Annotated in this window: 15 protein-coding genes; 4 read left to right on the forward strand and 11 right to left on the reverse strand. The window is 71.9% G+C overall.

Translation table 11 applies throughout. The features are described from left to right. Positions 1-18: 18 nt before the first annotated feature. Positions 19-1,122: an AI-2E family transporter gene (locus OHT01_RS03820; protein WP_328551676.1), complete on the reverse strand. Its 1,104-nt coding sequence runs from the start codon at positions 1,120-1,122 to the stop codon at positions 19-21. Positions 1,123-1,516: 394 nt separating this feature from the next. Here OHT01_RS03820 and OHT01_RS03825 point away from each other — a divergent pair, with 394 nt between their 5' ends. After that, on the forward strand, positions 1,517-4,339 hold the full coding sequence (locus OHT01_RS03825; RefSeq protein WP_328551677.1) for a SpoIIE family protein phosphatase: 2,823 nt from the start codon (positions 1,517-1,519) through the stop codon (positions 4,337-4,339). 39 nt (positions 4,340-4,378) lie between these two features. Here the strand turns inward: OHT01_RS03825 and OHT01_RS03830 are convergent, their stop codons facing one another. The 4 genes from OHT01_RS03830 to OHT01_RS03845 all read right to left on the reverse strand — a co-directional run bounded on the left by OHT01_RS03830 (position 4,379) and on the right by OHT01_RS03845 (position 10,687). Then, complete coding sequence (locus OHT01_RS03830; protein ID WP_443043511.1) at positions 4,379-6,544, reverse strand: bifunctional serine/threonine-protein kinase/ABC transporter substrate-binding protein; 2,166 nt, start codon at positions 6,542-6,544, stop codon at positions 4,379-4,381. A 35-nt stretch (positions 6,545-6,579) separates the two neighbouring features. Further along, the gene (locus OHT01_RS03835; protein ID WP_328551679.1) at positions 6,580-8,751 is read right to left on the reverse strand and encodes a bifunctional serine/threonine-protein kinase/ABC transporter substrate-binding protein; all 2,172 of its coding nucleotides are present in this window, start codon (positions 8,749-8,751) and stop codon (positions 6,580-6,582) included. After that, on the reverse strand, positions 8,748-9,608 hold the full coding sequence (locus OHT01_RS03840) for a hypothetical protein (RefSeq protein WP_328551680.1): 861 nt from the start codon (positions 9,606-9,608) through the stop codon (positions 8,748-8,750). The genes OHT01_RS03835 and OHT01_RS03840 overlap by 4 nt, the downstream gene beginning before the upstream one ends. Positions 9,609-9,859: 251 nt before the next feature. Then, complete coding sequence (locus tag OHT01_RS03845) at positions 9,860-10,687, reverse strand: alpha/beta fold hydrolase (RefSeq protein ID WP_328551681.1); 828 nt, start codon at positions 10,685-10,687, stop codon at positions 9,860-9,862. Positions 10,688-11,049: 362 nt separating this feature from the next. Between OHT01_RS03845 and OHT01_RS03850 the strand changes: the two genes are divergently transcribed. Both OHT01_RS03850 and OHT01_RS03855 read left to right on the forward strand, forming a co-directional pair. Beyond that, positions 11,050-12,291: a cytochrome P450 family protein gene (locus tag OHT01_RS03850; protein ID WP_328551682.1), complete on the forward strand. Its 1,242-nt coding sequence runs from the start codon at positions 11,050-11,052 to the stop codon at positions 12,289-12,291. Between the two features lie 94 nt (positions 12,292-12,385). After that, positions 12,386-13,159, forward strand: a complete 774-nt coding sequence (locus OHT01_RS03855; protein WP_328551683.1) for a crotonase/enoyl-CoA hydratase family protein — start codon at positions 12,386-12,388, stop codon at positions 13,157-13,159. 22 nt (positions 13,160-13,181) lie between these two features. Here the strand turns inward: OHT01_RS03855 and OHT01_RS03860 are convergent, their stop codons facing one another. Next, complete coding sequence (locus tag OHT01_RS03860) at positions 13,182-14,069, reverse strand: GntR family transcriptional regulator (RefSeq protein WP_328551684.1); 888 nt, start codon at positions 14,067-14,069, stop codon at positions 13,182-13,184. Between the two features lie 300 nt (positions 14,070-14,369). Between OHT01_RS03860 and OHT01_RS03865 the strand changes: the two genes are divergently transcribed. Then, on the forward strand, positions 14,370-15,794 hold the full coding sequence (locus tag OHT01_RS03865; RefSeq protein WP_328551685.1) for a cellulose binding domain-containing protein: 1,425 nt from the start codon (positions 14,370-14,372) through the stop codon (positions 15,792-15,794). 132 nt (positions 15,795-15,926) lie between these two features. Here the strand turns inward: OHT01_RS03865 and OHT01_RS03870 are convergent, their stop codons facing one another. The 5 genes from OHT01_RS03870 to OHT01_RS03890 all read right to left on the reverse strand — a co-directional run bounded on the left by OHT01_RS03870 (position 15,927) and on the right by OHT01_RS03890 (position 21,966). Further along, positions 15,927-16,853 carry an SGNH/GDSL hydrolase family protein gene (locus OHT01_RS03870; protein ID WP_328551686.1) on the reverse strand — a complete coding sequence of 309 codons (927 nt, stop codon included), beginning with the start codon at positions 16,851-16,853 and terminating at the stop codon, positions 15,927-15,929. Between the two features lie 198 nt (positions 16,854-17,051). Continuing rightward, a complete protein-coding gene (locus OHT01_RS03875) occupies positions 17,052-18,818 on the reverse strand; it encodes an AMP-dependent synthetase/ligase (protein WP_328551687.1) in 1,767 nt (588 codons plus the stop codon). A gap of 24 nt (positions 18,819-18,842) precedes the next feature. Then, on the reverse strand, positions 18,843-19,607 hold the full coding sequence (locus OHT01_RS03880) for an acetoacetate decarboxylase family protein (RefSeq protein WP_328551688.1): 765 nt from the start codon (positions 19,605-19,607) through the stop codon (positions 18,843-18,845). Further along, on the reverse strand, positions 19,604-21,316 hold the full coding sequence (locus OHT01_RS03885) for a GMC family oxidoreductase (protein WP_328551689.1): 1,713 nt from the start codon (positions 21,314-21,316) through the stop codon (positions 19,604-19,606). The genes OHT01_RS03880 and OHT01_RS03885 overlap by 4 nt, the downstream gene beginning before the upstream one ends. Continuing rightward, on the reverse strand, positions 21,316-21,966 hold the full coding sequence (locus OHT01_RS03890) for a TetR/AcrR family transcriptional regulator (protein WP_328551690.1): 651 nt from the start codon (positions 21,964-21,966) through the stop codon (positions 21,316-21,318). Before OHT01_RS03890 ends, OHT01_RS03885 begins: the two co-directional genes overlap by 1 nt. Positions 21,967-22,020: the final 54 nt, after the last annotated feature.

The following is a 22,020-nucleotide window of genomic DNA, read 5'->3' on the forward strand; positions in this document are numbered from 1 at the left end:
GCTACGTTTCCCCCGCCGTTACGGCTCCGGTGCGGGGCCCGCGCGCAGTTCGCAGATCACGGACCAGGCCACCGACACCATCGGTACGGCCACGACGGCGCCGGTCACACCGGCCAGGATGCTCCCCGCGATGACCGAGAGGGCGACGACCACGGGGTGCAGCCGCACCGCCCAGCTCAGCACGAGCGGATGCAGTACGTGACCTTCCAACTGGCCGATGACGACGATCAGGGCGAGCACGATGATCGCGACGACCGGCCCTTTGGTGGCGAGCGCGACGACGGTGGCGACGCCGAGCGCGACGGGTGAGCCCACCAGAGGGATGAACGCCGCGAAGAACTCCAGCAACGTGAGCGGCAGCGCGAGGGGGACACCCAGTACGTAGAGGGCGATGCCGACGAGGACGGCGTTCGTGGCGGCCACGATGATGATGCCGCGCGTGTACCCGGCGAAGGTCCGCCAGGCCGCCCGCCCGGCCCGGTCCCACGGGTCCCTCGCGCTCCGCGGCATCAACTCCTGGAACCACCGCCAGAACTTGTCCCCGGAACGGATGAAGAACAGCGAGCAGAACAGGGCGAGCACCAGACCGGTGACGAACTCGACGGCCCGTCCGGCACCGCTGAGGGCACTGCTGATCAGTACCGAGCGGTGCTCGGAGACGAAGGTGGCCACCTTGCCCTGGAGGTTCGACATGACCGCGTGGCTCAGATGGAAGGGGGAGCCCTCCAGCCAGCGTTCGATCCGTCCCAGTCCCCCGGCGAACTCATGGCCGAGCTGACCCGATTCCCCGGCCACGACCCGGCCGACCAGCGCCATCACCCCCAGCACGAGCAGAAGGCTTCCGACGATGCTCACGATCACGGCCGGGGTCCTCGGCATGCGACGCGCCAGCAGATCGGCGAGCGGACGCAGCACGGCCGTGACGACCAGAGCGAGGAACAGTGCCACGGCGACCAGTTGCAGTCTGCCCAGAAGGACGAAGATCGTATAGGCGACCACCCCGAGGACGATCAGCCGCCACGCGTACGCAGCGGCGACGCGCAGCCCACGGCTCACCGGGACACCCCGGCGGTCCGCGCCGCCGCCGCGCGGATCCGTGCCGGCCGTCCGTGCTCGCGTCACCGACCAGACGCCTCGGGAGGAACGGTTCCCCACGACGTATCGCATCCGGCGCCCGCCGCGACCCGTGCCGGGCCGGCCCGGCCGCCGGTGCGAACGACGCGATCCGGTGTTCACCTGTGTGCCACCGTCCTCCCGTCGTCGGAACCACCGTCACGTGCTCCCGTACGCGGACCGGCGCGCGACATCGCGCGAATCGGGCGACCGGTCCCGGGCCGTCGATCACGCGGGCGTCCTGGCCAGCGTCGTGGTGCGCACGGTGACCCGCAACCCGGGACGCACCCGCTCCCCGGCCCCGGCCGCCGGACGGACTCCCCCCTAGCGGCCCCGCGCATACGCCACCGGACACCGGCCCTCCCCCGGGGTCGTTTACCGCATTTCATCCTATATTGGGTCTGTGATCAGGCGGCTGGACCTACTCGACACCGCTGACGACGGCATCACGGAAAGCGAGGTCTTCCGGCTCGCCCTTCAGCACTCCATCGCGGAGCTGGGCTGCGTCGGCGGGGCCGTCTACCTGCGGGGCCCCATGTCGGCGCTGCGCCTGGTGTCCTCCACCGGACTGCCGTCGTCCCTCACCCGGGCGTGGGAGATCGTCGACCAGGACGGGCCCACGGCGACGGCCCGCGCCGTGCGCTCCGCGGAACACGCCTGGGTGTCGGCCCTCCCCTCCGACCTGGTCGAACCCTCCGCACCGCTGCTGTCGCGGTCCGGCTGGTTCTCCGTACCCCTGGTCGACGGGCACCGTGCCATCGGCGCGATCACGTGCCTCACCGGGGACAACGAGGAACCGTCGCCGGAGCAGTGGGCCTTTCTCACCGCGGTGGCCCAATGGGCCATGAACCGTCTGCGGAAGGTGCCCGAGCCCACCGGTCTGCGCACGGACCTCGACATCACTCCGATCGGCTCCTGGGAGTGGGACGTCCGCAGCGGTGAGCTGCTGTGGGACGAGACGGCGATGAAGGTCTACCAGACCGATCCGGAGCACTTCGTGCCCGGCGTCGAGAGCTGGATGAAGGTGGTGCACCCGGACGACCTCCCGAGCACCCTGGCGGCGGCCGAACGCACCATCCGCACCCATGCGCCGTTCGAGGCCGAGTACCGGGTCAGGGGGGCCGACGGGGTCTACGTATGGACCCGGGCGTCCGGTCACGTCGTCCTCGACGACCAGGGGCAGGTGACGCGCATCGTCGGCAGGGGCTGGGCGAGCGACGCGGCCCGCTCCACCCGCGACGCCCTCAGCCGCGCCCTGCAGCACATGAGCGACGCCTTCCTGTCCGTGGACGACGGCTGGCGCATCACCTTCGCCAATCTGGAGGCGGAGCACATTCTCGGTTCGGAGGACGAGCAGCTCTTCGGCCGTGCCCTGTGGGACCTTCCCGCGCTGCGCCGGATGCCCGGTCTGGAGGAACGGTGCCGGCGCGGCGCCGCGGAGTCCGTCGCCACCGGCTTCGACGTCACGCTGGCGGACACCGGCCGCCGCTACGACCTGCGGATCGTCCCGGTCCCCGGCGGACTCACCCTTTACTTCACCGATGTCACCGATCGACGCCGCCGTGAGGCCGAGCAGGCGGCGGCCGTCCGCGGCGCGGCCGAGCGGGCGAGCCGGACGGCGGAGCTGACGACGCAGCTCGCCGCGGCGACCACCTCGCAGGACGTGGTGAAGGCCGTCGCCCAGCGGGTGCTGCCCCCGTTCGACGCCCAGGGGCTGCTCGTGCTCGTCCTCGAGGACCAGCGGCTGGTGCACATCGGGTCCGTCGGCTATCCGAACTCCTTCCTCCAGCACATGGGCGGAACGCACGGGATGGAGCTGTCCGACGCCGATCCCGCCGGGCAGGCCGTCCTGACCGGCGAGGCCCGTTTCCACTCGTCGCGGGAGGAATGGGCCTCGGCCTTCTCCGACGGCGACGTCCAGCCGCCGACCAGCAAGGAGGCCTGGGCCTTCCTGCCGCTGACGGCCTCCGGCCACACCTTCGGCGTGTGTGTCATCGCCTTCGACACCGCACGGCGTCTCACCTCCGAGGAACGCACGCTCCTCATCACCATCAGCGCGCTGGTGGCGCACGCCCTGGAGAGAGCGCGGCTCTACGACGCCGAGCTCAACCGCTCCGAGGAACTCCAGCAGGCTCTGCTGCCCCTGGGGCTGCCCACCGTTCCCGAGGTCACGGCGGCGGCGAGGTTTCTGCCGGCCGGTCAGACCTCCGACGTGGGCGGGGACTGGTACGACCTGATCCCGCTGTCCGCGGGCCAAGTGGCCCTGGTCATCGGTGACGTGATGGGCCACGGCCTGCCCGAGGCCGCGACCATGGGCCGCCTGCGTACCGCGCTGCACACGCTCGCCGCCTTGGAGCTGCCCCCGGACGAGATCATGGGCCACCTCAACGACATCGTCGGGGGTCTCGGCGAGCACGCGTACGCGACCTGTCTGTACGCGGTGTACGACTCCACCGACGGCTCGTGCACGATGGTGCGGGCGGGGCATCCGCCGCCGCTCGTCGTCCGGCCCGACGGCAGCGCCTACTTCCCCGAGGTCGCCGCCAACCCTCCCCTGGGCGCCGCGTTGCCTCCCTTCGAGACGACGAAGCTGAAGCTGTCCGCGGACAGTCTTCTGGTCCTCTACACCGACGGACTCGTCGAGTCGCCGCAGCGCGAGATCGACCAGGGGATGGCCCGGCTCGCCGATCTGCTGCCCCGCGAGGCCTGCTGCCCCGATCTGGAGGAGCTGTGCGACACGGTCACCGCGGGCCTGCTGCCGGGCGGGCAGCCCACCACGGACGACGCCGCCCTGCTGATCGCCCGTCTGCACACCGTGGCCGACCGGCAGATGGCCGCCTGGGCCCTGCCGGAGGGGCCTGAGGCCGCGGGTGAGGCCCGCCGCCATGTACGGGAGCAGCTCACGCAATGGCATCTGGACGATCTGGTCATGACGACGGAGCTGCTGGCCAGCGAGCTCGTCGGGAACGTCATCCGCCACGCCAGGGGCCCCATCGGACTCCGCCTCCTGTGCAGCGGAACCCTCGTCTGCGAGGTGTCCGACGCGAGCCTGACCATGCCCCGCATCCGGCGCGCCTCGGAGACCGACGAGGGGGGCCGCGGACTCCAGCTCGTCAACGCCCTCTGCGAACGCTGGGGCAGCCGCTACACCCCGGAGGGCAAGGCCATCTGGACCGAACAGCCCCTCCCGGACACGGAGGACCCGGCCCCGGGGGACCAGCCTTAGCCCTGCTTTGGCCGGTCGTCACCGTCGACGGACGGCGTTTCAGGCCTTCTCGAGCTGGTCGTAGCGGCCCAGGAAATGTGGGGTGCCGTTCTGTACGCGGTACAGGAAGAGGCCGTTCGCCCAGTGGAACTCGTCGGTGACCGCGTCGAATCGGACGGTCTTCGCCAGCCCCTTGTAGGTGGACGCGCGGAGTCTGCGCACCATGGCGCCCCGCTCGACGCCGTCGCTGCCGAGATCGCGCAGGCCCTGGGCGACGAAGTTCAGGGCGTCGTACGCCTCGACGGCGAAGCGCTCGACGGTGCGTACGCCGAAGCGCTTCCTGTACGCCGTCACAAAGCCTGCGGCGGCGGGCAGTTCGGCCGGATCGACGTAGGTCGCGCAGATCACCCAGCCCTCGGCCGCCGGTCCCGCCTCGCTCAGGAACGCCGCCTCCAGGACCGGTTCGGGGGCCATGCGCGTGCCCCGGAAGCCGGCCTGCTCCAGCGCGCGGGCGCACCGGGCGGCGCGGTGCGGTGAGGAACCGCCGTAGACCACGGCCTGCGCCTTGTCGGCGAGCACGGCGGCGGCCACGGTGTCGAAGTCCTGGCTGTCGGCGGGCACGACATGGGTGGTCGTGGTGCCGTTGGAGGGCGGGAACGTCGCCAGGTCCCTGACGATCTGCCAACTGGTGCGGCTGGCGGCCCTGTCGTCGATGAGGGCGGTTCTTCGGCTCTTCTCGGTGTGGGTGAGGTAGGAGATGAAACCCGTGGACAGGGTGTCCTCGTCGGGTCTGAGCTGGAAAAGGGCGCGGGTGGTGGTCGTCGAGTACAGATCGCTGCCGGAGGAGACGGTCACGAGGGGCAGCAGTGCCTTCTCGTAGCGGGCGACGACGCCTTGCGTCAGGGTGGTGCCGGTCGGTCCGATGACGGCGTACACCCGCTGGTCCGCGACGAAGCTTCCGGCGACCTCGCCGGCCCGCTCGGCCACTCCCGCGTCGTCGAGGACCTTCAGGGCCAGATCGAAGGTACGGCCGTCCCGGGGGCGGGAGTTGAACTGTTCCACGGCCAGACGTACGGCCCGCTCCTGGGCCCGGCCCACCGCTTTGTCCCGGCCCGTGAGGTCCGCGTGCACCCCGATGACATACCGGCGCAGTTGTCCGGAACCCGTCGCGCCCGCGTTGCGGGCCGGGGATCGGGAGGCGGCCCAGGCCGCCACTCCCCCGCCGGCCGCGACGACGCCGGCCGCCGAGCCCAACGTCAGCAGGCGGCGCCGTGAGAGGCCGGGCCCCTCGGGCGCCTGCACGAATGTGCCCGGCGCGGGGTCGGGCAGGGCCAGGACCGTGGCCGAGCGTTCCGCGATCAGCCGGGGCAGCTCGGACGGCAGCCAGTCGTCCTCCCCGTCCCCGTCCCCCTCGCCCTCGCCCTCGCCGGCCAGCGCGGCCCGTACCTCCGGCGCGGTGGGCCTGGCCGACGGGTCCTTGGCGAGGCAACGGGACAGCAGCGGGACCAGCGCCCACGGTACGGAGTCCAGGTCCGGCTCCTCGTGGACCGTACGGAAGATGACGGCGGCCGGGGTACCGACGCCGAACGGGCGGCGGCCGGTCGCGGCGTACGCCAGGACACAGCCCAGGGAGAAGATGTCGCTCGGCGGCCCGATGTCACCGCCCTGCGCCCGCGCCTGTTCGGGCGAGAGATAGCCGGGCGATCCGATCACCACGTCGCTCGCGGTCAGCGCGGTGGCGCCGGTGCTGCGCGCGATACCGAAGTCGATCAGCCGGGGCCCGTCCAGGGCGAGCAGGACGTTGCCCGGCTTGACGTCCCGGTGCACCAGGCCCGCGGCGTGCACCTCGGTGAGTGCTTCGGCCAGCCGGGCGCCGAGGGCGCGCACGGTCCGGTCGGGCAGTGGCCCGTGCAGCGCGACGGCCTCGGCCAACGACGGACCCGGCACGAAGGCGGTGGCCAGCCAGGGCTCGCGGTCCTGCGGAGCCGCCGCGGTGACCGGTACGACCCATCTCCCGCCGAGCCCGGCCGCCGCCTCGGCCTCGCGACGGAACCGGGCCCGGAAGTCGTGGTCGGAGGCGTACTCGGCGCGGATCACCTTCAGCGCGACCAGCGCCCCGCCCGTCGAGCGGGCCAGGTAGACCACGCCCATACCGCCCGCGCCGAGCCGCCCGAGCAGCCGGTAGCCGCCGACGAACGGTGGATCCCCGGGCTTGAGCGCCCGCACTCCCGTGTGCCCCCGCGCGGGCGCGTCGCTCACCGCTACACCTGGGAGGGGGCGGCGCCGAGGAAGCGGAACCGGCCACCCTCGACCTGGTACAGGAAGACACCCCAGCCGGCGAACGTGCCGTCCGTCGGCTTGAAGGAGAAGTCCTTGGTGATGCCCTTGTAGTGCCCGTTGCGCAGCAGGCCAAGCAACGCCTGGCGTTTCGGGGGCCGTCCGCCCTTCGTGGCCTTCACCGTCTCCTGGACGACGAGGTTGACGGTGTCGTACGCCTCGGCGGCGTAGTGGCCGGGCTCGGCTCCATAGCGCTTGCGGAAGGCGGCGGTGAAGGCCGCCGCGGCCGGCACGGCCGTGGGGTCGACGAAGGAGGCGGTCAACAGCCATCCCTCGGCCGCTTTCCCGGCCTCCTTCAGGAACTCCGGGTCGATCACGGCCTGCGGGGTGAGCCGTGGCCCGTCGAAACCGGCCGCCGCCAGCGCGCGGGCCACCCGGGCCCCGCCCCGCGCGTCTCCGGCGTAGATGAAGGAGCCGATCCCGGCCCGCAGCATGTCGGCGACGACGGGTCGCACGTCCTCGGTGTCCGCCGGGATCACCCGGGGGTAGACCGGCCGGCCCAGCTTGCGCATCAGGATGGCGTTGATCGAGGCGGACTCCTGGGCGTACGTCCGCGCGGTACGGTCCTGGAGCAGGCCGGAGCGCAGCTTTCCCTTCTGCCGCAGGACATAGATGCTGATCGGCAGGGCGACGGCGGCGTCGCTGGGCCGGCAGTGCAGGAAGGACCGGTACTGCTGCGAGGTCAGGATCAGCCCCCCGGCCGAGATGCACAGCACCGGCAGCAGGGCCTCGTCGTAGGCGCCGAGCACGGCGTCCGCCGTTTCGTCGTTGGTGGGGCCGAGGACGGCGAGCACGTCGGTGTCCTGGATCAGCTTCTTGGCCGCGCCCGGCGCCCGTCCGGCGCTGCCGCCGTCGTCGGCGGTCTTCAGTACGAGCTCGAAGGGCTTGTCCTTACGGGAGTTGTACTGCTCGATCGCCAGCCGGGCGCCCCGCTCCTGCGCCTCGCCCACCGCGCGTTGCGCCCCGCTCAGGTCCGCCTGCACGCCGACGGCCCAGCGGTGGTCCCGCGGCGCGGGCGACCCCGGGTCGTCCTCGTCGCGCAGAGCGGCCCAGGCCGCCACACCGCCACCCGCCAGGAGCACCGCCGCCCCGGAAGCCAGCACCAGCAGGCGCCGCCGGCTCGGCGAGGTCCGTTCCCCGTCCCCGGACGCTTCGGCGACTGTCGGCTCGATGTCGGGCAGCGCCAGCATCTCGGACGAACGGTCGGCGATGGCCCGTACGACGTCCTCGGGCAGCCAGTCGATCTGCCCGCCCTCGGGGATCGCGTCCTCGACCAGCAGCTCCGTGCCGAACCGCCCGGCCGTCGGACGGTCGGCCGGGTCCTTCGCCAGGCATCGGCGCAGCAGTTCAGGCAGGCCGCCGTCGTCCGCGTCCTCCTCGGCCTCGATGCCGGCCAGGTCGGGTTCGTCGTGGACCGTCCGGTAGAGCAGGGCGTCCGCCGTGCCGGTGCCGAACGGCGGCCGGCCGCTCGCCGCGTAGGCCAGCAGGCACCCCAGGGAGAAGATGTCGCTCGGCGGACCGACGGCGGAGCCGCGCGCCTCGGCCTGTTCGGGCGACAGGAATCCGGGGGTGCCGACGACCAGGTCGGTGGAGGTGATCGCGGTCTCGTCGGCCGCGCGGGCGATCCCGAAGTCGATCAGGCGCGGGCCGTCCACGGCGAGCAGGACGTTCGCGGGCTTGACGTCCCGGTGGACCAGCCCGGCGGCGTGCACCTCGCGCAGCGCGGCGGCGAGCATCCTGGCCAGGACGCGCACGCTGCGGGCGGGCAGCGGACCGTGGCGGGTGACCGCCTCCTCAAGCGAGGGGCCGGGCACGAACGCGGTGGCCAGCCAGGGCGCCGCCGCCTCCGGGTCGGCGCCGGTGACCGGCACGGCCCAGGGGCTGGTCACCCGCCGGGCCGCCTCGACCTCACGGCGGAACCGGGCCCGGAAGTCGGGCTCGTCCGCGTACTCCGCCTGGATGACCTTGACGGCGGCCAGCGCCCCGGCTTCCGTACGGCCGAGGTAGACCACGCCCATGCCGCCCGCGCCGAGCCGGGCCAGCAGCCGGTGTCCGCCGATCGAGGCGGGGTCGGTGGGGAGCAGACGCTCGCTCACCGCGCCGCCTCCAGTTCGCTCTCGACCTGAGTGAGCATCTCGCCCGCGCCCTGTAGCAGCGCCGCGTCGACCTCTTCCCCCGACCGGCCCTTGGCGCCCTTGCCGACGACGGCCACGGTGACCTGGGCCATGCGGCTCTGTATCCAGTAGTAGTAATAGGGGCCGCCGAGTTGGTCGCTGTAGTACTGACCGCCCTCGGTGAGCGTGTCCTCGGCGTTGGCGTTGCCGAGCTGGCCGAAGGCGGACCCCTGGGAGAGCAGTCCGGTGATCCGCTCGCCCTGGCGGAGTTGCTGGTCGGGACAGCGCAGGGCCTCTTCGAGGGTTCCGGCCATCTCCCATTCGGCGTCCCGCACGGTGCGGTGCACGGTGACGACGGCGGCGACGCGGATCGGGCCCTTGCCGTTCCCGGCCGGCAGTTCGCTGTAGCGGGTGAGACTGGCGAGCACCGTCGAGGGCAGTGGTTCGCGCTGCCAGACGCAGTTCGCGTCGAGCACGGGCCAGTAGCCGGGGTCACTCTCGTACGGGTTCCGCTTGACGTAGCCGGGGCCCCAGTTGTCGGGGGTCGACGCGATGGCGCGGGCCAGGCGTAAGCCGTCCGCGCGGGTTCTGGGTGCTCGGCCGGGATCGGGACGAAAGCCCAGTCCTGTGCCGCTGGGGGTCGGGGCCGGCGAGGCGGAACCCTTACCGCTGCTGGGAGTCGGGGCCGAGACGGCGCTCGTACGCCTGCTCGCGGTCGCGTCGTTCGAGACCGTGGGTTTCGCGGTCCCGGCGTCCCCCGCCCCCGCCGAGCAGCCGGCGAGCACCAGCCCCGTGGCTAACGCCCCGCAGCACAGCCGCACCGGTCTCCGATACGCCATGAACGTCCCCCATCCGCAAGGGTGTTCCCCCACGGGGAGGGTATCGACTATGCCTCCGGGGCACTACGCATTGCCGCGGTCCGTTGCCTCGCGACGGCCGCGGCACATGCGAACGGGCCACACCGCCGGATCGCCGTCGCCCGAGTCCGCGCCGGACACGCGCCGAACAAGCGGTCCGGGCGTTTCTCAGCGCCGGACCGCTTGTTCGGTCTTGTGGGCCGCCCTCCGGGTCCCGCCGGGAGGCCGCCGGATCAGCCGCGCGCGAAGTCGAGCAGGTCGGCGTTGAACGTCTCGGCGAACTCGGGCACCATCGCGAGGCCGTGGGGGGCACCCGGGTACACCTTGTAGACCGCGCCCTTGACGAGCTTCGAGGACTTGTCGCCGGACGCCACGATGGGCACGATCTGGTCGTCGTCGCCGTGCACGATGAGCGTGGGCACGTCGATCTTCTTGAGGTCTTCGGTGAGGTCCGTCTCGGAGAACGCCTTGACGCAGTCGTAGGCGCCCTTGATGCCCACCGTCATGCCCCAGAGCCAGAACTCGTCCCGCGTCCCCTGGGTGACGGTCGATCCGTCGCGGTTGGCGCCGTAGAACGGGGCGCTGAGGTCCTTGTAGAACTGCGAACGGTCGGTCTCCACCCCCTTGCGGATCTCGTCGAAGACGTCGATCGGAAGACCTTCGGGGTTCTCGTCCGTCTTGAGCATGAGCGGTGGGATCGCTCCGACCAGGACCGCCTTGGCCACCCGGCCGGAGCCGTGCCGGCCGAGGTAGCGCGTGACCTCGCCGCCGCCGGTCGAGTGGCCGACCAGGATCGCGTCCCGGAGGTCCAACTCCTCGATGACCGCCGCCAGGTCGTCGGCGTAGGTGTCCAGATCGTTGCCGTCCCAGGTCTGGCCGGAGCGTCCGCCACCGCGCCGGTCGTGGGCGACGGCCCGGAAGCCGTTGTCCGCCATCACCTTCATCTGGGCGTCCCAGGCGTCCGCGGTCAGCGGCCAGCCGTGGGAGAAGACGACCGGCCGGCCCGACCCCCAGTCCTTGTAGAAGATCTGCGTGCCGTCCTTGGCGGTGGCGAAGGGCATGTGCGGTTCCTCTCGCGTCTGGTTCCGGAAATCACTCTTCACACGCCGACGGTGCCCGCGTCGGTCCGGTCGGCGGCGCGGAGGGATACGGCAGCGTCTCCCGCGCCGGCCCCGGGGCGTGCCCGCCACGCCACAAGCCTGCGGCGGACGTTCGAGGGCGATGGGGGGACCGGCAGCACGAATTGACCGGAATGAGCACGTCGTCCACATCACCCTAGCCGAGGGGCCACGCTTCGTCGCGCCGGGCGGACGCCGCCTGCGAGCGCGACGGAAGACTGAGCCGTAGGGGCGATCTTGCCAGTCCCCACGAGCACTTTGCCGACCGTCTCCGTATCTTCCGGCCGCGTCCGGGAGTTGGCGCGGTGCCCGTGTCGATCATCGAGTCCGGAGCCGACGTGCCCGCTCCTCCTGTCCCCTCCCCGCCCGCCGGCCTGCTGGCCGCACGGGTGCGGGACCCGTACCCGTACTTCGCCTGGCTGCGCCGTCATGCGCCCGCTCACGCGGACCGCAGGCCCGGCCGGCCCACCGTCTGGCAGATCTCCCGTTACGCGGACGTCCGCGCGCTGCTGACCGACGGGCGGCTGAGCAAGGACCCGGGCCGGGTCCCCGGCTATGTGCCGGGGCCGGCCGGGCTCAACCGGCATCTGGTCCACGCCGACCCCCCGGACCACACCCGGCTGCGGACCCTGGTGAACGCCGCGTTCGTCCCCCGCCGTATCGCCCGGCTGGCGCCCTTCATCGAGGACACCGCGAACCGTCTGCTGGACAGGATCGAGCACGACACCCATGTGGACGTGATCGCCGCCTTCGCGGCGCCCCTCACCTTCAGGATGATCTGCGCGATCCTCGGCGTCCCCGGGGAACTCGACACCGCGGCGACCCGGGACACGCTCATGGCCACGATCGCGCCCGATCCGGGCCGGGACCCCGCCCGGGTCGAGAGCGATCTGCACGCCCTCCTCGACAACCTGATCGCCGGCAAGCGAACCGGGGGCGAAAGCGGTGAGGTCGACCTGCTGGGCGCGCTCGTCCGGGCCGGTGACCACAGCGGGGCGATGAGCGAGGAGGAACTGCGCTCGACCGCCTACCTCCTGCTGCTCGTCGGCCACGACACCACCATGAACCTCATCGGCAACGGCATGCTCGCGCTGCTCCGGAACCCGGACCAGGCTGCCCGGCTGACCTCGCCCGACTCCGGCCCGGAGCTGATCGGCACGGCGGTCGAGGAACTGCTCCGCTACGACTCGCCGGTCCGGGACGCGACCTTCCGGTGCGCCGCAGAACCGATCACCCTGCACGGCCGGTCGATCGGCGAGGGCGACATCGTCAGCCTCCTGATCGGCTCCGCCAACCGCGACGAGGCGCGATTCCCGGAAGCGGACCGGCTCGACGCGGGCCGAACACCCAATGACCACCTCGCCTTCGGCTACGGACCGCACTTCTGCATCGGGGCCGCGCTGGCCCGGCTCGAAGGCACCGTCGCCCTTCCTCTGCTGCTCCAGCGGCTGGGCCCGGTGCGGTTGGCCAAACCCGACGACGAACTCCCCTGGCGGCCGGCCCGGGTGATGCGCGGACTGGCCGCGCTGCCCGTCGTACGGACCTGACCTCATCGCCGGTTCCCGCGCCTGCCCGGCCACCGGCCCCCGCCCGTCCGCCCGTCCGCCGGGCATTCCTCGATCGGCACCAGGAGCACACCGTATGGACAGCCATGACCCCGTAGTGACGACGGCCGAACCACGGCCCGGCGTCCTGCTCATCACGCTGAACAGGCCGCGCGTCCGCAACGCCGTCGACCAGGCGCTGGCCGACGCCCTGGACTCGGCCCTGACGCGACTGGAGGCCGACCCGTCCCTGTCGGTGGGCATCCTCACCGGGGCGGGCGGCCACTTCTGTTCGGGGATGGACCTCAAGGCCTTCCCCACCGAAGGCGTTCCGCTCGTCGCGGACCGCGGGCTCGCCGGGCTGACCCGAGCCCGCATCCGCAAGCCGCTCATCGCCGCGGTCGAGGGCGCGGCCGTCGCGGGAGGCTTCGAACTCGCCCTGGCCTGCGACCTCATCACGGCGTCCGAGCCGGCGTTCTTCGCCCTGCCGGAAGTCGCCCGCGGGCTCGTCGCGGCCGAAGGCGGAGCCGTCCGTCTCCCCGGCCGGCTCCCGTACCACGTGGCCATGGAGATGCTGCTGACCGCGACTCCCCTGCCCGCCCCGGACGCGGCGCGGTACGGCCTGGTCAACCGGCTCACTCGCGAGGGCGGAGCGCTCGACGCGGCCCTCTCGCTCGCCGAACGCGTCCAGGCCCAGTCCCGCGACGCCGTCCACATCACGAAGCGGATCGTCCAGGACACCCGCGGTTTCGACGATCACAGCGCCTACGCGGTTCAGGATCCCCTGAGCGCACCGGTCTTCACCACCGGCGCCGCCACCGAGGGCGCCCGGGCGTTCACCGAGAAGCGCCCGCCCGCCTGGAGCCGCTGATCGGTTCGGCCTTCCGCCGCCCTCACGTCGCGGGTCCGCCCTCACCTCCTCCACCGTCGCGCCCGAAGGGGCCGCCGGCCACGACGCCCCGGGTGGAGAAGGTGACGGGCTCGCCGGGCAGGAAGTCTCCCGGTGGGATGCCCGGGTGGTGCCCGTCGCGGGGCGAGGGGTGCCGGGACCGCGGGCCGAGCGCCAGCCGGGAGACGATGCGGTAGCGGTCCCCGCGGTAGACCGAGTGGACGTACTCCACCGGTCGGCCCAGGGCGTCCGAGGTGAGGCGCTCGAACAGCAGGGCCGGGGACAGCTCCGGTACGTCGAGCAGTCCCGCCTCCTCGCGGGTCACCACCGTGGGCTCGATCGACTGCACCGCCTCACTGACCTGGATTCCGTGCCGTTCGCCGAGGTGCTCGTACAGGTCGCCGTTCTCCAGTTCGTCACTGGTCAGGTCGGGCACCAGGTTCGCGGGGACGTGCAGGTACTCGATGGCCATGGGGGATCCGTCGACGAGGCGGAGCCGTGCCACGTACCGGATTCCGGCCGCGGGCGATATGCGGAGCCTGCGGCCCACCCGGGCGCCGGCCGGCATGGTGCTGAACTCCAGGAGCCTGCTGGTCCATGTGCCCGCGGCCTGGGGGAGGCTGAAGTTCCGCCGGTCCGGGACCAGTTCCTGGGTGATCTTCTCAGCGGCCACGAACATGCCTCGCCCGTGCTCGCGCACCAGGAGCCCGGCCACCACGAGTTGGTCCACGGCCGCGCGCAACGTGGGGCGGGACACCCCGAGCCGGGCGCAGAGAGCGCGCTCGGAGGGAATGGCGTCACCGGGGCGACGTTCCTCGATGAGTTCGAGGATCGTGTCACGGACTCTTTCACGCTTGAGTACCGCGCGGGACGCGGCGGGATCGATCTCCATGCAGGGCTCTCGTTCGTCGTCGGTACCGGCCAACTGGTATGGCTCGCGACCATAACTGGTCAGCTGGTCAAGCGGGTTGAACCCGACAGGCTTCAGCACACAGGTAACCCGATTCTTGCCGATCCCAGCAAGTCCCCCTAATTCCAGGGGGGTTGACGATCCCATTGGTCTATGCCACTTTTCAGGCGACGTCAACTGGTAAGCCCCGTCGGCCGACTGGTCAACCACGGCATGTCTTCTCGTGTTCCTGAGCACCCCCACCTCCCGCGGTTCGGCGGGAGCCCACCGAAAGGAACCCGCATGAGAAACCGTCCACCCACGGGCCGCCGTCGCCTGGCCCTCGCCCTGTCCGCCCTCCTGGGTGGCACCGCCCTGGTCGCCGTACCGATGTCCGCACCCGCCGCGGCGGCCGGAGGTCTCGCGGTCCAGTACCGAACGAGCGCGAGCGGGGCCACCGCCGACCAGAGCGAGCCCTGGTTCAAGGTGCGCAACACCGGCTCCGCGACGGTTCAGTTGAGCCAGGTGAGGATCCGCTACTACTTCAAGGCGGACTCGGCGAGCACCACCTACCGGTTCGCCTGTTCCTGGGCGGTCAAGGGATGCGCGAACGTCACCGGTACCTTCGGCACGCTGACCCACCCCACCGGAACCGCGGACCGGTACCTGGAGATCGGCTTCACCTCCACGGCCGGCGCGCTGGCACCCGGCGCCGACACCGGGGACATGCAACTGCGCTTCTACCGGTCCGACTGGCAGTCCCTGATCCAGGCGGACGACTACTCCTTCAACGGTACGCAGACCTCGTACGGGGACTGGAACAAGGTCACCGCCCAGCTCGCCGGATCCACCGTGTGGGGCACGGCACCCGAGGGCAACGACCCCACCGACCCGCCGGACCCGACCGACCCGCCCGGTGGCGGCCAGGCGCTGTTCGACGACTTCAGCTACTCGTCGTCCACCGACCCCGCGATCTCGGCGCACGGCTGGAACGTCCGCTCCAACTCCGGCGGCCCCGGGATTCCCGGCGCGACCTGGGACCCCTCCCAGGTCACCTTCCCCACCGTGTCCGGCAACGCGGTGATGAACCTGCGGACGTCGACCTCGGGCACCGCGGAGTCGACCCGGCAGACCGAAGTCGTGTCCAAGAGCATGAAGTTCAAGAACGGCACCTACGCGGCTCGGGTGAGGTTCGCCGACGCACCGGCCTCCGGCCCGGACGGCGATCACCTGGTGCAGACGTTCTTCACCATCAACGACCTCACGGCTCCGATGGCCGACGACTACGCCGAGTACGACTTCGAGTACCTGCCGAACGGCGGCTGGGGCGAGCCGGGAAACATCCTCTACACGACCTCCTGGGAGACCTACAACCCTGATCCCTGGCAGGCCGTCAACCAGCACACCGAGGCGCGCCAGAGCTACGCCGGATGGCACGACCTGGTACTCACCATCGACAACAGCAGCATCAAGTACTACATCGACGGACAGCTCTTCGGCACCCACGACGCCCAGTACCTGCCCGAGCGGCCGATGTCGATCAACTTCAACCAGTGGCTGATCGACCTCGCCGGTCAGACCTCGACCGCGGCGCGCGCCTACGACGAGCAGGTCGACTACGTCCTGCACGTCAAGGACCAGGCCCTCACCCCGGCCCAGGTGGCCACGAAGGTCGCCGGGTACCGCAGCGCGGGCACCGCCTTCGTGGACGACGTCCCGGCTCCCTGACGCGGTCGGTCCGGGCGGCCTGCTCGCCGACCGGCTGCCGGGTCGCCGGGCAGTCCCGGAAAACCTGTCGGCGAGCGCACGGGCGCTCGCCGACAGAGACGTACAGGCGCTGGGTGCCCCGACCGGGACCGGTCAGTGGCGGCGCCCGGCTCCCTGGTCCAGGTGCGCCAGCACCGCGCGCGCCATGGCCTCCTGACCCTTGGCGTTGGGGTGGGCCGGCGCGGCCGGCGAGGTCGGGCGCAGCGGTTCGATCCAGCGGTCGGCGGGCGCCTTGCACATGTCGTGGCCCACGGTCGGCCCGTAGGTGTCGACGTACTCGGCCCGGTTCAGCAGCGCCACCGTGCGCAGCATCAGATTCAGCCGCTTGCCGGTGTCCCTCAGATAGGGGAAGTCCTTCGCGGCGAAGGGAACGGTCGGATAGCAGCCGCTGCCGTCGTCGGGCAGCAGGTCGGGGTAGCCGACGACGACCACACGCGCGTGCGGCGCTCTGGCGTGCACCTCGCGGATGACCCGGGCGACCTTGGGGGCGGTCTGGAGGATGTTCAGGGTGAGCTGGTCGTAACCCGCGGCGCCGTAGTACTGCTGGCAGGGGTTGCCCGTGAGGTCCTTCGAACTGAGTCCGGCGCAGGTGGCGATGATGGGGCCGAACCCCATGTCGTTGCCGCCGATCTGCAGGGTCACCAGGTCGGTGTCGTGCTTGACCGCGTCGAGCTGGGGTCCGTTGGTCCCCTGTGCCTTCCACATCTCGTCGGTCTTGGCGCCGGAGCAGCTCACGTCCGTGAACGAGGCGAACTTGCGCGCGGCCGCGGTGATCGAGGGGTAGTTGTGGTCGGACCGAGCGCAGTTCGCGTCGACCTGCTGGGGAATCAGCGGCCCCGACGTGTACGAGTCACCGAGCGCGACGTAGTCCACGCCGTGCGATCCGTGCCCTTCGCCCGCCGCGGCGGGGGTCGCCGCGGCGACCCCCGCGACGAGCGCGCAACTGCTCAGCGCGGCTCCCAGCGCCATGGTGCCCCGTCGCCTCGGGACGGCGTCGTCCGGACGCGTGTGATGGTTCATCGTGCCCCTCCCCTGATTCCGTGACGGCCCGCTGAACGGGTACCGGCTTCCCTCGGCGCACCCTGGATCGCCGCGCCGCGACAGGCCGGACGGCTCCTGCCCGGCAGACCCAACCTGGCCTGTATACCGGCCGGTAGGCCGCCGGGCCAGAGTTTGATCGCCCTCCACTTGTCCAACTCTCATCCATCTCCCGCCGGTTCAGTCCGTGTAGAGGCTCTCGATGAGCGCCGCGTGGCGTTCGGCGACCCCTGCCCGGCGAACCTTGTGCGTGACCGTGAGCTCGGTCCCGCCGGGAGTCCATTCCTCGGTGAGGACCGCGTGCCCGCGGATCTGTTCGGGCCGGGACAGCCGGGTGTTGGCGTCCTCCACCGCGAGGGCGACGGCCTCTTCGAGTTCCTTCGCGTAGGCCCTCGCCGGTTCGGCGGCGGACCGGCCCGTCCGGGCGGCCCAGTCCGCGACCTGTTCGGGGTCGAGGACGACGAGGGCCACGTTGTGGGGACGGGCGTCGCCGACGACGACGGCGTGCCCGATCAGGGGCGTGGACGCGGTCAGGACGGCTTCGATCCGCGCCGGGGACATGACCTTGCCCCCGGTGTTGATGATGAGGTCCTTCTTGCGGTCGACGATCCGGACGTAGCCCTCGGCGTCGACCGTGGCGATGTCTCCGGTGTGCAGCCAGCCCTCGCTGTCGATCGCCTCCGCGGTGAGCTCCGGATCGTCCCGGTAGCCGCGCATCACGAAGGGGGCGCTCAGCAGGAGTTCACCGTCCTCGGCGATCCTGACGCGGGCCCCCGGGACCGGCCTGCCCACCGTGCCCGGCCTGGCGTGACCGGGTCGGTTCATCAGTCCCATGCCGGACAGCTCGGACATGCCCCAGGCGTCGCCCAGGGGCAGTCCGATGCCCTGGAAGAACTCGATCAGGCCCTCGGGGGCGGGTGCCGCTCCCGTGACGCAGACGCGAGCGCGGTCCAGGCCGAGGCGGCGCCGCAGCTCGGCCAGAACGGGTTCGGCCCGGGCGAGTTCGCTGGCCTGATCGTCCGTCAGGGGGCCGGACCGGGCGAGGTCGGCCGCCCGGCGTCCGGTGGCGACGCAGCTCTCCACCAGGGCCCGCAGCTCGGGTTCGCTGTCGGCGACGGCCTTGGACAGTACAGCGCGCATACGCTGCCAGACCGCCGGGACCGCTCCGAACATGGTGGGCCGTACCGCGGTCAGTGCCTCGGGCAGCTTCCTGAGGTCGGCGACACAGGTCAGCCGGGTACCGAAGCGCATATGGGTGTAGTGCGAGGCCCAGCGGTCCGCGATGTGGGCGGCGGGCAGGAACGACACATGGGTGTCCTCCTCGGTGAGGCCGAACAGTTCGCCGGTCGCGTCGAGTTGGGCCGTCATTCCGGCGTGGGTGATCTCCACCGCCTTGGGACGGCCGGTGGTGCCCGAGGTGTGGATCAGGGTGAGGACGTCGTCCGCCGCCACGCGATGCCAGTGGGCGGCGAAGTCGAAGTCGTCGGCCGCGGCTTCCGCCAGGGCCGGCAGGTCCAGGGTCCCCTCGGCGGCTCCGTCCATGGTGATCAGGTGACGCACGTCCGTGCCGGTGAGCGCCTGCCGCAGGACCGGGAGGAACCGCGCCTCGGTCACGAGGACACGGGCGCCGGAGCGCGTGAGGAGATCGGTGATCTGGTCGGGGGGCAGCGTGTTGTACAGCGAGAAGGGGATCGCGCCGAGATGGAGGGCGGCGCAGTCGACGATGTGGAACTCGGGCCGGTTGGTGAGCATGAGCGCGACCGTGTCGCCGTGCCGCGTACCCAGGCCGTGGAGCCCCCCGGCGACGGACGCGGCACGGGCCGCGTACTGCGCCCAGGTGATCGCTTCGCCCTCCGGGGTGAGCAGGGCCGGGGCGTCGGGCCGTGCGGCGGCGGTGCGCTGGAAGGCATGGCAGAGCGTGGCCGGGGACGCGCCTTGTGCGGGCATGGCGGCTCCTGTCGCGAGGGGGCTCTAGAGGTTCGGGGTGGTCGTACCTGTCGGCGCGGACGGTGTCGACGGTCCGGACGGACCGGACGGACCCAAGGGCGCGGACGGCGCGGGAGGGGAAAGCGGCGCGGGTGGGGAAGGCGCGATCGATCCGGAGGGCGCCGACATGGCGGGGGCCGCGTCCCCGAATCGGAGGGTGAAGTCGTTCAGGGCCAGGCTGAGGAACGGCGGCCGGCGGCCCAACTCCCGCAGGGGGCCGCCTTCCTGTGCGGTCCAGCGGGCCCGTGCGGTGCGTACGGTGGAACGCGAGCGCACGGAGCTGGTCTTCAGTCCGCCGTCGAGGTTCTGCGCCACACGGTAGGTGAGCGGCCAGCGGCCGGGTATCCGGCGGCCGGGCTCGAAGGCCGCGGTGGCCAGTACGTCCTCCCCCGTCGCCGCGGCGGCCCGTACTCCGGCGGTCCGGTCGATGGCGAAGTCCGCCATCTCCTTGGGGATGCCCCACAGTTCACGGCCGCCCGCCATCGACGCGGCGCTGTCCACCCAGATGTCGGTGACGCACACACGCGGACGGCTGCCGTCGCGTACGAGGACGGCCCGGAGCAGTTCGTTGTAGTGCAGGACGCTGTCGTTCTCGTAGACGACCCACGCGGCGCCGACCGCGCCGCGTCCGGCGATGGTGAGGGGCCGGGTGCCGTCCGCCACCGTGGGCAGTTCGCGGGTCGGCACCAGCCACAGCGACAGGTACATCTGGCCGGCCAGGTGCCAGGGTTCCTCGGGGTAGGGCGTCATGGGGTGTCCTTTCCGGTGGGAGGATCCAGCCGCAGCGCCGCCGGGGCGGTCGCGGGCACGGCCGGGTGCCTCGGCGGTACCGGCCGCAGTCGGCGGTAGGGCAGGCCGGGCGCGGGCCGGAGGTCGTCCTCGCCGTGGTTGGGCCACAGGGCGACGGCCCGTTCGGCCAGTGCGGTGATGGTGAGGGAGGGGTTCACCCCGAGGTTCGCGGAGATGGTGGAACCGTCGATGACATGCAGGCCCGGGTGCCCGTGCAGCCGGTGGTAGGGGTCGACGACTCCGGACTCCGGGCTCTCGCCGACGGCACACCCGCCGATGAGATGTCCGGTGGTGGGGATGTCGAACAGGTCGGCCCAGGTGCCGCAGGGCTGCCCGCCGATCCGCTCGGCCGCTCTGCGGGCCATCCGGTGGCCCGCGGGTATCCAGGTCGGATTGGGCGTGCCCTCGCCGGGGCGGCTGGTCAGTCGCCTGCGCCCGGTGAGGGTGCGGCGGAGGTAGGTCGTCACGGAGTTGTCGAGGGACTGCATGACCAGCAGGACGACGGACTGCTGGGACCAGCGGCGCGGGCTGTGCAGGCTGGGCAGGTCGCGCAGGTTGCGTGCCATCGCCACCAGGCCGACGAGCAGGCGGGAACGGCCGGGAACGGGGTCGACGAGCATCGCGCCGAGCAGCCCCAGCAGGTTGCTGCCGCGGCCGTAGCGGACCGCTTCGACGTGTGTGTTCGCGTCGAGGTGCACGGAGGAGGTGATGGCGACGCCCCGGCTGAAGTCGGTGGTGCTGTCCCTGGCCCGGACGCCCAGAATGGCCTCGGAGTTGGTGCGGGTCAGCAGTCCGAGGCGGGGCGACACCCGCGGCAGCGAGCCGCCGGCCCGCAGCCGGTGCAGCAGCCGCTGCGTGCCCAGGGCGCCCGCCGCGAAGACGACGTGCCGGGCGGTCAGGGTCCGCCTGCGGCGCGGCGGCCCGCCGCCCGTGCGTACGGAGGTCACGGCCCAGCCGTCACCGTCCCGGGTGACGTCGGTGACCGTGCGCAGGGCCAGTACCCGGGCGCCGGCGCGTTCGGCCAGGCCCAGGTAGTTCTTCGGCAGGGTGTTCTTCGCGTTGTGCCGGCAGCCCGTCATGCACGCGCCACAGTGCAGACAGGCGTTGCGGTCCGGTCCGGCCCCGCCGAAGTAGGGGTCCGCCACCCGGGCACCGGGGACGGCGTCGGGCGGCCCGAAGTGCACGCCGACCGGCGCGGACGTGAAGGTGTCCGCGCGGCCGAGGTCGTCCGCGGTGTCCTTGAGGAGCCGGTCGGCCTCGGTGAACAGGGGGTTGGGGGTGACGCCCAGCATGCGGCGGGCCTGCCCGTAGTAGGGCGCGAGTTCGCTTCGCCAGTCGGTGATGCCGGCCCACGGCGACCCCTGGTAGAAGGCCTCGGGCGGTTCGTAGAGCGTGTTGGCGTAGCCGAGGGAGCCGCCGCCGACACCCGCGCCCGTGAGGACGAGGACATCTCCGAGCAGGGTCATGCGCAGGATGCCCGTGCAGCCGAGCCGCGGGGCGAAGAGGTAGTCGCGCACATGCCAGGACGTACGGGGGAGGTCGCTGTCGGCGAAACGGCGGCCGGCCTCCAGGACACCGACGCGGTACCCCTTCTCCGTGAGGCGCAGTGCGGTGACGCTGCCGCCGAATCCGGAGCCGATGACGAGTACGTCGTAGTCGGGTTCGCCCATCACGGCCTCTTCGGCACGAAGTCGGCGAGGACCGGGTCGATCAGCCGCGCGACGTTCGCCCGGCGGACTTCCGGGTGTTCTCCCGCGAGCCGCACCGGTCCTTCGAGGCCGGGTGCGTGGGCCACCAGCGCGAAATACGGCAGCAGGACGAGCAGCAGCGACAGCAGGGCGTCGATGTCGGCGCCTTTGCGCAGGTCGCCGGTCTCGACCGCCCGCTCGACCAGGGGCCGCAGACCGGCCAGGTAGATGTCCTGCACCGGAGCGCGTACGGCGTTGCGGACGGCCGGGTCGAGCTCCATGTTGGTCGCGGCGGTGACCCCGCGCTCCAGGGGATGGCCGGCGAAGTAGTCGATCCAGGCCTCCAGCGCGTCGGTGAGGTAGCGGGAGAACTCCGTGGAGCCGTCGTACCCGTCGAGCCAGGGCCGCATGGCGGTGTAGATGCGCAGGGAGGTCTGCTCGGCCACGTAGGCGAACAGGTCGAGCTTGCCCTCGAAGTACTGGAACAGCGAGCCCTTGGCCACGCCGGCCTCGCGGGCGATGACGTTGAGGCTTCCGGTGGAGTAGCCGTGGGTGCCGAACTCGTCCATCGCGGCGACCAGGACCCGTTCGCGGCGCACCGGTGACAGACGGGTCCAGGTGGAAGTGGGCATGAGCGCTCCTGCGTATGACCGGGCGGTCATGTGACCGCCCGGTCATCGTGGATG

Source organism: Streptomyces sp. NBC_00358, assembly GCF_036099295.1.
Taxonomy (GTDB): Bacteria; Actinomycetota; Actinomycetes; order Streptomycetales; family Streptomycetaceae; genus Streptomyces.